Annotated in this window: 13 protein-coding genes and 1 pseudogene; 7 read left to right on the forward strand and 7 right to left on the reverse strand. The window is 41.1% G+C overall.

Translation table 11 applies throughout. The features are described 5' to 3' along the window. The 5 genes and pseudogenes from F607_RS34650 to F607_RS29630 all read left to right on the forward strand — a co-directional run. Positions 1 to 215 (forward strand): annotated as a pseudogene (locus F607_RS34650) (IS1595 family transposase); the annotation flags it as partial. A 510-nt stretch (positions 216 to 725) separates the two neighbouring features. After that, a complete protein-coding gene (locus F607_RS0113155; protein WP_027708456.1) occupies positions 726 to 1,064 on the forward strand; it encodes a UxaA family hydrolase in 339 nt (112 codons plus the stop codon). Continuing rightward, positions 1,061 to 2,236: a UxaA family hydrolase gene (locus tag F607_RS0113160; protein ID WP_027708457.1), complete on the forward strand. Its 1,176-nt coding sequence runs from the start codon at positions 1,061 to 1,063 to the stop codon at positions 2,234 to 2,236. The genes F607_RS0113155 and F607_RS0113160 overlap by 4 nt, the downstream gene beginning before the upstream one ends. 26 nt (positions 2,237 to 2,262) lie before the next feature. Then, positions 2,263 to 3,387: a mandelate racemase/muconate lactonizing enzyme family protein gene (locus F607_RS0113165; protein WP_027708458.1), complete on the forward strand. Its 1,125-nt coding sequence runs from the start codon at positions 2,263 to 2,265 to the stop codon at positions 3,385 to 3,387. A gap of 58 nt (positions 3,388 to 3,445) precedes the next feature. Then, positions 3,446 to 5,050, forward strand: coding sequence for a BCCT family transporter (locus tag F607_RS29630; protein ID WP_051311458.1), 1,605 nt, complete (start codon positions 3,446 to 3,448; stop codon positions 5,048 to 5,050). Positions 5,051 to 5,101: 51 nt separating this feature from the next. Here the strand turns inward: F607_RS29630 and F607_RS0113175 are convergent, their stop codons facing one another. Next, the gene (locus F607_RS0113175) at positions 5,102 to 5,758 is read right to left on the reverse strand and encodes a GntR family transcriptional regulator (protein WP_027708459.1); all 657 of its coding nucleotides are present in this window, start codon (positions 5,756 to 5,758) and stop codon (positions 5,102 to 5,104) included. Between the two features lie 358 nt (positions 5,759 to 6,116). On the opposite strand from F607_RS0113175, the gene F607_RS0113180 reads away from it, so the two are divergent. Beyond that, entirely contained in the window at positions 6,117 to 6,731 is a 615-nt protein-coding gene (locus F607_RS0113180) for a LysE family translocator (RefSeq protein ID WP_027708460.1), read from the forward strand. A gap of 118 nt (positions 6,732 to 6,849) precedes the next feature. On the opposite strand, the gene F607_RS0113185 is transcribed toward F607_RS0113180, so the two are convergent. The 6 genes from F607_RS0113185 to rbsD form a co-directional block, all read right to left on the reverse strand. Beyond that, positions 6,850 to 7,854 carry a substrate-binding domain-containing protein gene (locus F607_RS0113185; protein WP_027708461.1) on the reverse strand — a complete coding sequence of 335 codons (1,005 nt, stop codon included), beginning with the start codon at positions 7,852 to 7,854 and terminating at the stop codon, positions 6,850 to 6,852. Between the two features lie 26 nt (positions 7,855 to 7,880). Continuing rightward, positions 7,881 to 8,798 carry a ribokinase gene (gene rbsK, locus F607_RS0113190; protein ID WP_027708462.1) on the reverse strand — a complete coding sequence of 306 codons (918 nt, stop codon included), beginning with the start codon at positions 8,796 to 8,798 and terminating at the stop codon, positions 7,881 to 7,883. A gap of 91 nt (positions 8,799 to 8,889) precedes the next feature. Further along, the gene (gene rbsB / locus F607_RS0113195; protein WP_027708463.1) at positions 8,890 to 9,801 is read right to left on the reverse strand and encodes a ribose ABC transporter substrate-binding protein RbsB; all 912 of its coding nucleotides are present in this window, start codon (positions 9,799 to 9,801) and stop codon (positions 8,890 to 8,892) included. 21 nt (positions 9,802 to 9,822) lie between these two features. Next, on the reverse strand, positions 9,823 to 10,812 hold the full coding sequence (gene rbsC / locus F607_RS0113200; RefSeq protein ID WP_027708464.1) for a ribose ABC transporter permease: 990 nt from the start codon (positions 10,810 to 10,812) through the stop codon (positions 9,823 to 9,825). After that, positions 10,809 to 12,320: a ribose ABC transporter ATP-binding protein RbsA gene (gene rbsA, locus F607_RS0113205; protein WP_027708465.1), complete on the reverse strand. Its 1,512-nt coding sequence runs from the start codon at positions 12,318 to 12,320 to the stop codon at positions 10,809 to 10,811. The genes rbsC and rbsA overlap by 4 nt, the downstream gene beginning before the upstream one ends. 10 nt (positions 12,321 to 12,330) lie before the next feature. Beyond that, positions 12,331 to 12,750, reverse strand: coding sequence for a D-ribose pyranase (rbsD, locus tag F607_RS0113210; RefSeq protein ID WP_027708466.1), 420 nt, complete (start codon positions 12,748 to 12,750; stop codon positions 12,331 to 12,333). Between the two features lie 641 nt (positions 12,751 to 13,391). Between rbsD and folM the strand changes: the two genes are divergently transcribed. Further along, on the forward strand, positions 13,392 to 14,114 hold the full coding sequence (gene folM / locus F607_RS0113215; protein WP_027708467.1) for a dihydromonapterin reductase: 723 nt from the start codon (positions 13,392 to 13,394) through the stop codon (positions 14,112 to 14,114). Positions 14,115 to 14,124 lie beyond the last annotated feature (10 nt).

Consider the following 14,124-nt stretch of genomic DNA (forward strand, 5'->3'; position numbering starts at 1 on the left):
GGGAGTATGCTCGTGATGAAGATGGGGATGGTTTTCACGAAGTACATGTTAACACCATTGAAGGTTGTTGGTCATTACTACGCTCATGGTTAAGACCTCATCGAGGTATTTCTCAAGAAAAACTACCTTTTTATTTAGCATTATTTGAGTTTGTGTACAATATAAAGTGCCGAGGAAAAAGCTTACTTAATGATCTAATAGAGCTATTGATATAACCCCCTAGGAATCCATATAGAGCCATAATAATTACTTTTGCTAATTCACTAAATAGATATAACCATGGATACGCGATTCTTTGAGTGTATACTGCTAATTTTTGCTTTTTATTTCACTGCCGGTCTAATTTCTCTAGACATTTATTTTTTAATCAAACATAACCTCATCATTTTTACCCCTTTATTTACAGCTTATCGCCTATTTAAATTTTTTTAAAATATATAGAACGATAGTTTTTGCTCCACAAAAATAATATTAAAACTCAATCTCACAGACTAAATTTTTTTTCCCATAGCATCTTTTACTTTCATCTGCATTCTAATTTATTTGCTGACTCGCAAGGACGCTTTTCTGACTAGTACACTACTCCTCACTTTTTTCAACGCTTCTTGCTCTAAGGCTCCTTTACTCATTCTTGACTTAGATCACTGTTTTTTTCATATGACGGAGTATGTTTATTGTCATACAATCTACAGTATTCTAAACACAAACTAACATGAGTCTTAGATATGAATAAAGCAATCCGCCTGAATGCTGCAGATAATGTGGCAACCCTGCTGGCTGATGTTCAAAAAGGCGAACAGATCCATGTTATTTCTGCTAGCAATGAGTTAGAGGGTGTTATTACCCTGCTACAAGATATTCCATTCGGCAATAAAGTTGCCTGGCAGCCCATGCAACAAGGGCAAACCGTTATAAAAGGCAGCTTTTCCATAGGCAAATCAATCAAGCCCATTGCTATTGGACAAATGGTTCATGTGCACAATGTCCGAAGCCTAAAGCTAGATATACCTGACGCAATCATTCAGCAGATTATCCAGCAAATGAATATTCAGGAGGATGTATGAAGCATTTCCAAGGGTATTTACGCCCAAATGGCGCTGTAGGTATTCGCAATCTGCTGTTAATTATTGCCGTTGATGAATGCGCTGAAGGCATCGCTAGAGCAATCAGCGATAAAGTAAAAAATAGTGTTGTTCTCACCAACTACAACACCTGTATGTATGGTGGTAATGAGGAAATGATCTCAACCCTCATTAATGCAGCCTGCAATCCAAACGTAGGCGGCGCGCTAGTGATCAACATGGGGTGTGGCAGTATAAACCCAACCATTATCACAGCCCCTATTGCTGCCTGTGGCAAACCTGTTGAGTCTCTTACCTGCATCAAATCCCAAGGGACTCGCACGACGATTCGTCAAGGTACCGAAAAAGCCCAGGCGATTGCGGATGAAATTAATCGTGTTAAGCGCGTTGAGGTACCCATCAGTGAGCTGTTCGTTGGCGTTAAATGTGGTGGCTCTGATACCACGTCAGGAATAGCCTCAAACCCAAGCGTTGGCCGAGCCGTTGATAAGCTGATTGACTTTGGTGCTTGTGCCGTTGCTGGTGAGCTTCTTGAGCTGTTAGGTTGTGAAGATGTTTTAAGACAGCGAGCTGTTAATGATCAAGTTGCCGATAACATTGAGCAATTAATTCAAGATGAAGAGAAACGCTGGCATGTTGCAGGTACTGACCTGGAAACAATGAGTATTGGTAACAGTATCGGTGGCTTAACAACTTTAGAAGAAAAATCTTTAGGGGCACTGGCTAAGACAGGGTCACGTCCGATACAAGATATTTTAAAAATAAATGCTCAACAGTTAGATAAACGTAAACAACCAGGTTTATATCTTTCTGAAACAACCATGCTATGTGGTGGTGCCGGGATGCATTTTGCGGCCTTAGGCTGCCAGGTAATTTTATGGACAACGGGCGGTGCAGGTTTTAACAACCCTATCGTTCCTGTAATACGCGTAAGTGGCAACCCCTCATTAATTAATGAAGATATTGATATCGATGCAACTGGCATTATGTCCGGCACAGACAGTATCGAGGCTGTTTCAGAAAAAATAATTAATACATTAAATACCGTTATAAACGGCGAACCTACCGCGATTGAAGAAATTGGTTATGCCTATTGCACGTTGTACCAAAAGGATCAGCGTGTAGAAAAATTATTAAATATTGCACCTAAATAACCCTTTCAAAATTGAGAGGTTTAACTATGAAAATTACCAATGTTGAAGTTATTCACCTACGCATACCTGCAATAGATGAGGAATGTGAATGGGGTGAAGATGCATTGGTTGTACGTGTCCATACCGATAAAGGCATTACTGGCTTGGGAGAAGCAGATAGCTCACCCATGGTTATAAAAGCCCTTATTGAAGCCCCCAATTCAAACCTCTATTGCAACGGATTAAAAGCCTTATTAATTGGCGAAAACCCTCTTGAAATAGAGCGTTTGTGGCAAAAAATGTACTGGTCATCCAACTATGTTGGACGTCGTGGTGCAGGGATTCATGCTATTAGTGCAATTGATATTGCACTTTGGGATATCGCCGCACAATTTTATGACGTTCCATTACATACACTTTTAGGAGGAAAATATCGAAATAAAATAAAAGCCTATGGCACCTTTATTCCTGTTGACTGTGCTCAAGAAAATATTAATTTTGCGCAAAATCTGGTAAAAAAAGGGTTTACCAGTATTAAGTTTGGTGGTGGTATTTTGGGTAATCATCCTGATACAGATTATCAAACCGTGAAAAGTATCCGTGAGGCTGTTGGGAGTGATATTGAGTTGCAAATTGATTTAGCGACTCGTTGGAAAACCGCCGGCCATACACTTGCCATGTGCAAGCGACTTGAACCATTCAATCTGAATTGGATTGAAGAGCCCTTATTAGCCGATGACCGCTACGGCTATCAAAAGCTTGCTAGCCAAGTGCCGCAAAAAATTGCGGGAGGTGAAGCGCTCACAACCCGTTATGAATTTAAAGATTTTCTTGAGTTTCACCAGCCCGATATTGTGCAACCAGATATTACCCGCTGCGGTGGTATCACTGAAATGCGCAAAATAAATGATTTAGCGCAGTTATATGGGGTGCATCTGATTCCACATGGCTTCAGTACAGGAATCCTGCTTGCAGCATCAGTACATTTTCTTGCTGCAACAGAGCATGGCACCCTGATGGAGTACTCAGAAAGTCCAAGCCTGTTAGCCAATGACAATGGACTTGTCATTGATCCGATACGTTTCGACCAAGGTTATTTGGAAGTTCCTGACCGCCCAGGGCTGGGCATCGCGCTAAATGAACAGATTATAAAAAGATATCAGGTGATGTAATCCTTTCAATTGTGCATTCCTTCACGACAAACATAAGGAATGCACAAAGGAGATACCGATGAAAACGACAAAAAAATTAGACTCATTTCTACTCACGACTAGCCTTATCACCGTTGGCATCATTGTTATTAGCCTGACAATGTTTCCTGAAGCCGGTAAAGCTGGTGCAAACTACTTGTTTAACCTACTGACAGCCATCTTTGGCACGCCGGTATTACTGGCTGTATTCGGTGCTGTCATATTTCTTGTGCTACTTGCCTTTAGTAAATATGGCAATATCAAACTAGGTGAAGGCACACCCGACTACTCAACATTTAGTTGGGTGGCTATGATGATTTGTGCAGGTTTAGGCTCAGCCACTGTTTATTGGGCGTTTGCTGAGTGGGCATACTACTTCAACGCCCCACCCTTAGGTGTTGATGCTGGAACCACCGCAGCCTATGAAATCAGTACTGCTTATAACCTATTTCATTGGGGGGTCAGTGCCTGGTCAACTTACTGCATAGCTGCACTGCCTGTTGCTTACCATTTCCATGTACGTAAAAACCCTGGTTTAAGCTTATCTGCAGTCTGTTCTGCTGTCCGCGGCAAGAAGGAATCAACTCCCTTGTGGCGTAGCACCTGTCGCGTTATTGACACCATCTTCATTTTTACCTGTTTTGGCGGCCTTTCAATCACCTTAGGGGTTTCAGTACCTATGGTGGCAGAAATCCTTGCCTCAATCATGGGTATTCAACCAAGCTTTGGGATGAACTTATCAATCATCCTGCTTATTTCTGCAGTCTTTTCCCTAAGTTCTTATGTAGGCATTAGTAAAGGGATGGCACGTATTAGCAGTATGAATACTTACTTGGCAATTGGATTTTGTCTGGCCGTCTTTTTAATTGGACCAACGCTGTACATTACAAAATCAACAGTGAATGGCCTAGGCACTATGTTCCAAAACTTTATTAAGATGAGCCTGTGGACAGACCCTGTTGATAACGGTGGCTTCCCAGAAGGTTGGACCATTTTCTACTGGCTATACTGGATTACCTATACACCCTTTGTCGGCTTATTTGTCACCAAAGTGTCCAAAGGTCGTACCATACGCGCAGTCATAAGTAATATGCTGGTAAGTGGTAGTGCAGGTTGCTTCTTCTTCTTTGGTATCATCGGTAATTTTTCGCAACATGCGAATATTACAAATGCCGTCGATGTTGCCGGACTTGTTGCAGCAGGCCAAGGTAACCCAGCGATTGTTCAGCTTCTCAATACTTTACCAATGAGTACCATATTCATCATTCTATTTGCTGCAATCTCAATTTTGTTCTTAGCAACAACTCTTGATTCAGCTGCTTTTACCATGGCCGCAACTGTGACCCCTGGACTAAAAGCTGGAGAAGACCCATCACCCATGCACAGACTGTTTTGGTGTATTTTACTAGCCGCAGTACCACTGGCTATGCTGTTTATAAATGCGCCTTTAAATACCATAAAAACCTGCGCCATCGTGACCTCGATACCACTCACATTTATTCTGTGTTACATGGTGTATGGCTTCATCAATTGGCTAAAAACAGATTATGGACTACAAACAGCAGAGCAAATAATGCAGGAGTCAGATATTATCCCCAAAGATGATGTTGCAATCCCTGCAGCTACTGTTGCAACTGAAAGCTAGCTTAAAAGCTTTCACACAACCAGTTAAGCCGAGATTAAAATCTCGGCTTTTTTATTTTCGACTTTCTTTTAACTTTTTACCTAATTCAGTAAAGGTAGTAATATTTTCTTTTGCTAACTTTCCTGCCAATGCTGGCTGACCTTGGCAGATAGCCTCCACAAGTGACGTATGACTATTAGCACTTTCCTTCGCATCAAAATCTAAATGAGTCATGTGTATAAACATCAGTAATTGATTTAGTACGCTATTGTACATACGAGCAAGCCTTTGACTCCCACTAAGCACCACAATAAGCTGGTGTAGCTTTAAGTCAAACTGGCATATGTCATTCAAACAAACATTATCAGATTCACATAGCGCAACGTATTGCTCAAAGAATGCTTTTAACTTTTCTCGCTTTTCATCCGTTATTCGCTCCGCCAGCATCTCCGCAGCCTGGCTTTCGAAAGCCACACGCAAATGATAAATCTCCCAAAGATCGTCTTCAGAGAAAGAGACAACACGCCAGCCAGCATAAGGTTTTTGGATGACTAACCCCTCATTAGCTAGCGTATTCAACGCCATTCTAATGGTCGTACGGGACAGCTCTAAATCTTTGGAAAGCGTGCTCTCAACCAGCTTTTCACCAACCCCATAGACTCCAGAAATAATTTTTTCCCGAAGGTACTCAACCGCTTGCTCTTCTAAGCTCTGTTTAGAAAACTTCATGTAGTCAATAGCTCAATAAATGAATCACCCGGAATCTAGCGTATTGCTAAAAATGGTTTGATTCAAGTTTTACCTGCCATTTACAAACCTGTGTAGCTTTCATGACAACCCAGGAAGAGTTTAATTCCACTTACCGTGGAGGGTATCAGCAACCTTATGTAGCAATTAAATTTCCTAACGTTACTTTCTTAAATTGAGGCTGTAAGATAAGCACTTCTCTATACCCTTCGCAAATCAATTTTAGGGTTTGTTGTCATCGCTCTTGACCACCGCCCCTAAAAATCATTCGCTGTGGGTATATATGAGAATTAGAGTACATTTCTCCAGACTATCGAATCAGTAACTTGTAGTTAAAAATATGACATTAACCATCCTGACTTCAGTACTTCTTGTTTGTTTGCTTGGCGCGATGTCACCAGGCCCTAGTCTTGCTGTAGTGATGAAGCATACAATGAACGGTGGGCGTTCACATGGATTAATGACAGCCTGGTCTCATGCTTCAGGGTTAGCAATGTATGCATTGTTTACAGTGCTCGGTCTTTCATTAATAATCAAGCAGTTTCCTCTCGCGTTTAATCTATTAATGTACCTTGGTGCACTCTATTTAGCTTGGCTAGGATTCAAAAGTTTATGTTCTAAAGGAAAGAGTATTGATGATACCAACGCGAAAAAACATTTATCTGTAAAAGAAGGCATACGCGATGGTTTTTTGATAGTTTTTCTAAACCCCAAAATTGCACTTTGGTTTATAGCTTTATTTAGTCAGTTTGTTTCGCCCGATGCTTCCTTTATTACAAAAGCACTGCTTGTTATTATCCCTTTTTTAGTAGACGGATTATGGTACTCAACCATTGCCATGTTGCTTTCTAAGCCTACGGTATTAAACAAACTTAATAAAAATGCTGTTTGGCTAGACCGTTTCATGGGCTGTATTTTATTACTGTTAGCACTTAAGGTCATTTTCACATCATGACAAACAGGTTTACCTAAGCAGTCTTATGTAAAAATCACCTGCTACAATGATGCCGTTTTGGATAATAATGGGTAAAGAAACAGGCTTTATTGAAGGAGAAATAGCTTCCAAGAAAAATTTATTTTCTTCTGCTAACGGAATACCGAATTGACAGGCTTGGTTCTAACAATAATGTTTTTCCTTTTTTTCGTTTACGTTTGATCTTATCCACTATTGTGGTTACAGCCAGTTTGCCCAAATCACGTTTGGGTTGAGAAATACTAGTGAGCGGGGGGATAAAGTATTCTGCCATGGGAATATCATCATAACCAATAACAGATAACGTTTCAGGTACCCTAACCCCTTGCTTATAAGCAGCACATATCATGCCCATCGCCATAACATCATTTCCTACAAACATCGCAGTAGGACGCTTGGCTGATGACCAAATAATATTAAATGCTTGCTCACCACTAATCGCCTCAAAATCTCCCGCAATAACCCAATTAGGATTAATAGGAAGCTTCGCTTTATCCATAGCGCTTTGAAAACCTGCAAATCGCTGTTGACTGGGCAATTTTTCCATGGGTCCTGTAACACAACCAATGTCAGTATGCCCCTGATCAATCAAATACTGCGTGGCAAGGTACCCACCTTGTGCAGAGTTGTCCTGTATTTTATCCATAAACTCATTGCTAGGTCCCCAATCCATAATAACCTGAGGCAAAGACTCATACGACTCTAGCAGTGAAAATAATAAAGGATCATACTCCGTACACATTATCAACAAGCCATCAATGCGTTTGGCGACAAGTGTTGTCAAATAGTGGCGAAGTTTTTGACGGTCTCCCTCAATAGTGCACAGCAAAAGAGAGTAGCCTTCTTTAAAACACTCAGCTTCAACCCCCTGAACAACTTCAGCAAAAAAAGGATTTGAGCTGGAAGTGACAAGTAGTCCCAAGGTCCGTGTTTGATTGACTTTTAAACTTCGAGCAACAGCGCTAGGCGCATAGTTCAATGACTGAACGGCCGCATACACCCGCTCCTGAGTCTCTTTTGCAACAAAGCGAGTGTTATTCAGCACATGAGAGACTGTTGTTGTCGAAACACCCGCCAGTTTTGCTACATCTTTTATCGTTGCCATGAAATGAGTGGCCTTTGTCAAGCTATTTACTGTTTACAGTAAAGCTCTACCTCTGCTCGTTTAGGTATTGCACTCTGTGCTCCTAACCGTGTCACACTGATTGCCGCCGCAGCCTGGGCCAAGTGAATAGCCTCTGGCATGGATTGACCTTCTGTCAGTGCCACCGCTAAAGCCCCATTGAATGTATCACCTGCAGCCGTTGTATCGATTGCTTCAACTTCAAATCCTGGAAAGTGGTGTTGCTCACCAGCATCACTCAGTAATACACCCGCTTTACCCAGAGTGATTAAAACCTTTGCAACGCCTTTGCTATGAAGTACTTCTGCTGCTTTTTTTGCAGAATCGATATCACTTACAGTCACCCCCGTTAAAAGAGATGCTTCAGTTTCATTAGGTGTAATAATATCAACCACAGACAAAAGCTCATCACTTAATGGTTGTGCGGGAGCTGGGTTCAAGATGACATTGACTCCCTTATCCCTTGCAGACTTCGCGGCTAAAGTAACAGTATCCAGAGGTGTTTCCAGTTGCATTAATAAGGTATGAACAGCTTTTAATTCTGCAAGCCAGGGCATAATCCGCGAAGGTGTTAATTCAGTGTTCGCGCCAGAATTAAGTGCAATACAATTTTCGCCTTCATTATTGACGAGTATTAACGCTGTACCTGTAGGTGCATTTTTAATAACCGCCACTCTTTTGGTATCAATGCCATCCGCATGAAAATCTTGACAAAACTGATGTCCAACCGCATCGTCCCCTACACAAGCGACAAAGGCGACATTACCCTTCAAACGAGCTGCAGCAACTGCCTGATTTGCACCTTTACCACCACCTGTTAACTGATAATGGTCACCCGTTAGGGTTTCTCCTGGTTTGGGAAAATAAGGCACTTGCAACATATGGTCAGCATTCACACTGCCTAACACCCATAAGGTATTGGCCATGACTTACTCCTAAATCAGCACACTTGGGTCAGTATAACTATACGCTTTAATGTAAAAAGCCTGGCTTAACCAGGCTTTTATATACATCGTTTTACAATGTAATCATCTTCAGTGGTACTGAAATAGAAGACTCAACAGCTTCACCTTTCAGTACTTTTGCAGCTACCTCAATACCTTTTTCACCAATTAAAGCTGGTTGTTGTGCTACGGTACCTGCCAACGAACCAGATTTAACCGCATTAACACCTTCATCCGTACCATCAAATCCCACAACTAATACATCACGTTGAGCAGCCTCGATAGCTTTAATTGCGCCTAATGCCATTTCATCATTTTGAGCAAATACAGCTTGCACATCTTTATTGGCTTCCAATAAGTTTTCCATGACATTCAAGCTTTTGGTTCTATCAAAATCTGCAGGTTGACTGGCTACAACAGCCAAGTGCTTCGCTTCAGCTGCTTTAGCAAAACCTTCACCTCTATCCCTTGCTGCAGAAGTTCCAGGTATACCCTGTAGTTGAATGACTTTAGCACCAGCCCCTAATTTTTCAGCAATATAGTTACCAGCTAACTCACCGCCAGCAACATTGTCAGAAGCAACATGAGATGAAACCTCCCCACCATTTGCACCACGATCGAGTGTGATAACAGGGATTTTTGCTTGGTTAGCCATACGAATAGCATTAACCACAGCTGAAGAATCAGTAGGGTTAATCAAAATAGCTGAGACTTTTTTTACCGTAAGATCTTCTACATTGGCCAATTCTTTAGCTGGGTCATTTTGAGAGTCTAAAACCAACAGTTCATAACCTAATGCTTTGGCTTTTTGTTCAGCACCATCTTTTAATGTTACGAAAAATGGATTATTCAATGTGGAAATAACCAGCGCCAATGTTGGCTTTTCTTTTTGCAGTTCTGCTGTGGCCTTTTCCTCTTTTTTATCACAACCCATTAACCCAATCGCTAATAAAAAACCGGTCATTAGCATTATTATTTTTTTCATTATTTCCTCCTACTGTCCATTTTATTTACTACGTGTATCAACCAATACTGCTAACAGAATCACCGTTGCTTTAGCAATCATCTGATAGTAAGACGATACATCTAATAGATTAAGCGCATTATTTAAAATACCAATAATTAATGCACCAATTAATGTACCTACTATGCGTCCTTTACCACCGGCTAAACTAGTACCGCCTAACACAACGGCGGCAATTGCATCAAGCTCATAGCCTGCACCTGCTGTAGGCTGTGCAGAAGCCAAACGAGCGGTTGCAATTATCCCTGCCAGCGCCGCTAGCATACCGCATAAGCTGTATACAATCAGCTTAATATTATCGACATTAATACCCGATAGGCGTGTGGCACTCTCATTACCTCCCAGCGCATAAATATAACGCCCTAGTCGAGTATGGTGTAAAATAAAATAACCACCGCCAAAAACGATTGCCATTAAATACACAGGTACAGGGATGCCAAGCACATAACCTGTTCCTAACCAGGCAAATTGATCAGCGGTATGATGAAGCCCTGTCGAAATAGGTCGACCATCAGTAAAAACCATGGTCACACCACGAAATAATGTCATTGCCACTAGTGTGGCAATAAAAGGTTGTACCTTACCTTTGGCGATAACAACACCACTGCAGGCCCCCATTAGACTACCCATTAATAGCGTAATGAAAACAGCTGCGATGACGGGTACCTCATAACCAATTAAACTGGCACAAATAGCTCCAGATAATGCCAATACTGAACCTACACTTAAATCAATCCCCGCCGTCAAAATTACCAACGTCATACCAACGGCAATAATGGCATTGATTGATGTTTGTCGTAAAATATTGAGCAAATTATCAACAGCAAGAAATTGCGGATTAAACAACGAAACTATCGCCACCAAAATAAGTAAAGCTAAAAATGATTTATGACGAATTAAATTCTCAACAGAAAACCACTGAACCCAATGTTCAGTTGAGCTTTTTTTAGTCGACTGTACAGGGCTATTCATACATACTCCTCTTCAGTGGTCCTGCCTACTGCATAGCGCATAATAAGTTCCTGATTCGCATTTTGGCTTTCAAACTCACCCACTAAACGCCCCGAATACATGACCAAAATTCGGTCACTCATTCCTAGAATCTCAGGCATATCCGACGAAACAAGAATAATTCCCATCCCACTGCGTTTTAATTCATTAATCAATAGGTATATTTCTTTTTTGGCTCCGACATCAATACCACGCGTAGGCTCATCCAAAATGAGTACGTTAGGAAAGGTGAGCAACCCTTTAGCAATAGCGACTTTTTGTTGATTTCCACCTGATAAATACTTTATTAATTGATGTGCTGATGGTGTTTTTACCTGAAGCCTCTGGATAAACTGAGTGATCGCCTCTTGTTCTTTAGTTTTATTGATCACTCCTATTTGACGAGAAAATGATTTAAGAGCACTAAGCACCATATTTTCCCCAACAGAAAGCTCCGTCACGAGTCCCTCACCTTTGCGGTCCTCAGAAATATAGGCAATACCTGCCTTAAGTGCTTGCTGCGGACTGCTACAGTTTAAATCCTGTCCATTAAGCGTAATCGTCCCTTGTGATATTGGATTTGCACCATAAATAATCTTCATTAATTCTGTGCGCCCAGCACCCATTAACCCGGCTACGCCAAGAATTTCTCCTTTATGTAGCTCAAAAGAAGCATGCTTAACACCTGGACCACTGACATCATTAACCACCATGAGTGTTTGTTGTTCACCACTGCCAGGTTCCCGCGGATACTGTTCTGTTAGTTTACGGCCCACCATCCACTCAATAATTTCGTCCTCATGGGTATCTTTTGCAGGTACCTCTTTAATAAACTCACCATCTCTTAATACCGTAATATCATCACATACCGTAAATATTTCTGCTAAACGGTGGGAGATATAAACAATGCCGCAACCTGCTGCCCTTAACTCACGAATGATCCGGAATAAACTTTGCGACTCAGTATCTGTTAATGCATCCGTCGGCTCATCCATAATAATAACCTTGGCATTTACCGCAAGCGCTTTAGCAATTTCAACCATTTGCTGCGTACCAATATTCAAGCGTCCAACCAGCCTAGCAGGATCCAGTGATAAGCCAAGTCGCTGCAATAAATAGTGAGCTTCCTGCTTCATCTTTGGCCAGTTAATTCGTCCCGACCAACGAGTAAATTCCCGTCCTAAAAAGATATTCTCAGCTACTGACAGCTCTGGTAGTAAATTTAATTCTTGATGAATTATACTAATACCTTCATCTTGAGATTCTTTCGGAGAGGAAAATACACAGTTTTTTCCCTGGTAACAAATGTTGCCTGAGTCAGCTTGATAAATACCCGTTAATACTTTCATCAGGGTAGATTTACCAGCACCATTTTCTCCTACCAAAGCCATTACACGTCCCTGGTAAACATTCAGACTGACTTCATGGAGTGCACGTACCCCGGGAAAAGACTTATTTATAGACTGCATTTGTAGTATTGTTTCTGGCATCTGACCCTCACTAAAATACGACACCTGCTTTAATTATAACATTAGCATAGGGTGTAAACTCACCAGTACGAACTACGGCAGCAGCACCATGAGTATTCGCTTTAAATAATTCATGAGAAACATAAGAAATATTAATAGGATGGCCTTGCGTTGCTTCCTGAGTTTTCACTAGTTGTATAAATGATTCATACAGTGTTGGACTTTTAGTCGCAAATTCTTCCGCAACAATTAACGATTCTACTTGTACTTCACTGAAAACTGTGGTGCATGTTTCGAGAAAAGATGGCGTTCCAGGACAAAGCGCCAGATCAATTCGCGGCGTTGTACCAGGTATCGGTAAGCCACTGTCAGCAATAGCCAACATATCATTATGGCCTAACTTAGCCACACAGTATGATAACTCTGAATTAAGCAGTCGACCTCGTTTCATAGAATCCATCTCTTAGCATATAATTATGTTGTTTTTTTCACAGAAAAATAAATAACGTCTAGCTAATACATGCTCTTAAACAACCACTGTTGTTATCACGACGCTCAATAAGCAAGCACCACTAAAAATCCATCTTTTGGTCTTAAAAAGCTGTTTTAGAAAAATATAATATTTATTAATGTCCTTATACGCGTCATCTATTCAGCTGTCAGTAATTGTATTTTGTCTTCGTTAAGCATCAAGCAAACGATTGCGCAATCGTTTGCCTTGCACAATAATGAATATTATTAAATGCTGTCAACTCATTTCTAATACCAAATATGCCTTAAATGTTTTATAGCTAGACATAATAGTTATGAACCTGAGATTACTTACTGATAATTGTAAGCAGGAATTCCCTTTTCTTTTATAAGTCATATTTCTCCCTACATTAAGATAGAATGTCACTCCTTTGCCAAATACGGGCATACTCCCTAGGACTATCCGTTTGGGGTAGAAGGCTATGAAACGTTGTAACCACTATCTTGAGATTTAGTATCGCTTTGAAGAGTCACAAAACTACTCAATCAAATATTGTACATTTTGTTTTTTTTGTATAAGAATAAATAGAACATGAACTCGCTGAGGTATCTCCCCAAGTCATGCTGAAAGTGTCTAAATCACCCATAGTTATTACAGGAGGAGCACAACGAATTGGCTTTCATTGTGCGCTTAGACTTGCTGAAATCGGTCAACCCGTTGTCATCTCCTACCGTACACCTAGAGACACACTCGAAAAACTCGATAAAGCAGGCGTTAGCTGTATTGCTGCAGACTTTAGCCAACCAGAAGGAGTAGAGGCTTTTGCCCGGACGCTTAACCAAAGATTTGATAAGATCCGTGCAATTATCCATAACGCATCAAGCTGGCATACAGAGTCTGAAGGCATTGACCCTGCCGACCTTATGCAACGAATGACGCAAATTCATATGGTAACCCCCTATCTCATTAACCGACTATGCCACAAGCTATTAGTCGCTAATAAGCCTGAAGCTGCGGATATTATCCACATCACTGACTGTGTCGTTGAAAAAGGTAGTTACTCCCATATTGCGTATAGTGCCAGTAAAGCGGGTATGGATAATATGACGCGATCATTTGCCAAAAACTATGCTCCTGACATTAAAGTAAATGCAGTTGCTCCAGCTCTCATTATGTTCAACGAGGGTGACACACCAGACTACCAGCAACATGCTCTGAACAAATCACTGCTGAAAATAGAGCCAGGACCAGAAGTAGTTTTTGAAACATTATGCTTTTTATTAAATTCCAGCTACATTACTGGGCGCACCATCGGCCTTGACGGTGGCCGACATATTAAATAGTTGAGATCAC

This window comes from Zooshikella ganghwensis DSM 15267, from assembly GCF_000428585.1.
In the GTDB taxonomy this organism is placed as follows: domain Bacteria; phylum Pseudomonadota; class Gammaproteobacteria; order Pseudomonadales; family Zooshikellaceae; genus Zooshikella; species Zooshikella ganghwensis.

Bases quoted from the DNA above. Each gene is read 5' to 3' on its own strand.
- F607_RS0113155 (WP_027708456.1), top strand. From the start codon at position 726: ATGAATAAAGCAATCCGCCTGAATGCTGCAGATAATGTGGCAACCCTG.
- F607_RS0113160 (WP_027708457.1), top strand. From the start codon at position 1,061: ATGAAGCATTTCCAAGGGTATTTACGCCCAAATGGCGCTGTAGGTATT.
- F607_RS0113165 (WP_027708458.1), top strand. From the start codon at position 2,263: ATGAAAATTACCAATGTTGAAGTTATTCACCTACGCATACCTGCAATA.
- F607_RS29630 (WP_051311458.1), top strand. From the start codon at position 3,446: ATGAAAACGACAAAAAAATTAGACTCATTTCTACTCACGACTAGCCTT.
- F607_RS0113175 (WP_027708459.1), bottom strand. From the start codon at position 5,758: ATGAAGTTTTCTAAACAGAGCTTAGAAGAGCAAGCGGTTGAGTACCTT.
- F607_RS0113180 (WP_027708460.1), top strand. From the start codon at position 6,117: ATGACATTAACCATCCTGACTTCAGTACTTCTTGTTTGTTTGCTTGGC.
- F607_RS0113185 (WP_027708461.1), bottom strand. From the start codon at position 7,854: ATGGCAACGATAAAAGATGTAGCAAAACTGGCGGGTGTTTCGACAACA.
- rbsK (WP_027708462.1), bottom strand. From the start codon at position 8,798: ATGGCCAATACCTTATGGGTGTTAGGCAGTGTGAATGCTGACCATATG.
- rbsB (WP_027708463.1), bottom strand. From the start codon at position 9,801: ATGAAAAAAATAATAATGCTAATGACCGGTTTTTTATTAGCGATTGGG.
- rbsC (WP_027708464.1), bottom strand. From the start codon at position 10,812: ATGAATAGCCCTGTACAGTCGACTAAAAAAAGCTCAACTGAACATTGG.
- rbsA (WP_027708465.1), bottom strand. From the start codon at position 12,320: ATGCCAGAAACAATACTACAAATGCAGTCTATAAATAAGTCTTTTCCC.
- rbsD (WP_027708466.1), bottom strand. From the start codon at position 12,750: ATGAAACGAGGTCGACTGCTTAATTCAGAGTTATCATACTGTGTGGCT.
- folM (WP_027708467.1), top strand. From the start codon at position 13,392: ATGCTGAAAGTGTCTAAATCACCCATAGTTATTACAGGAGGAGCACAA.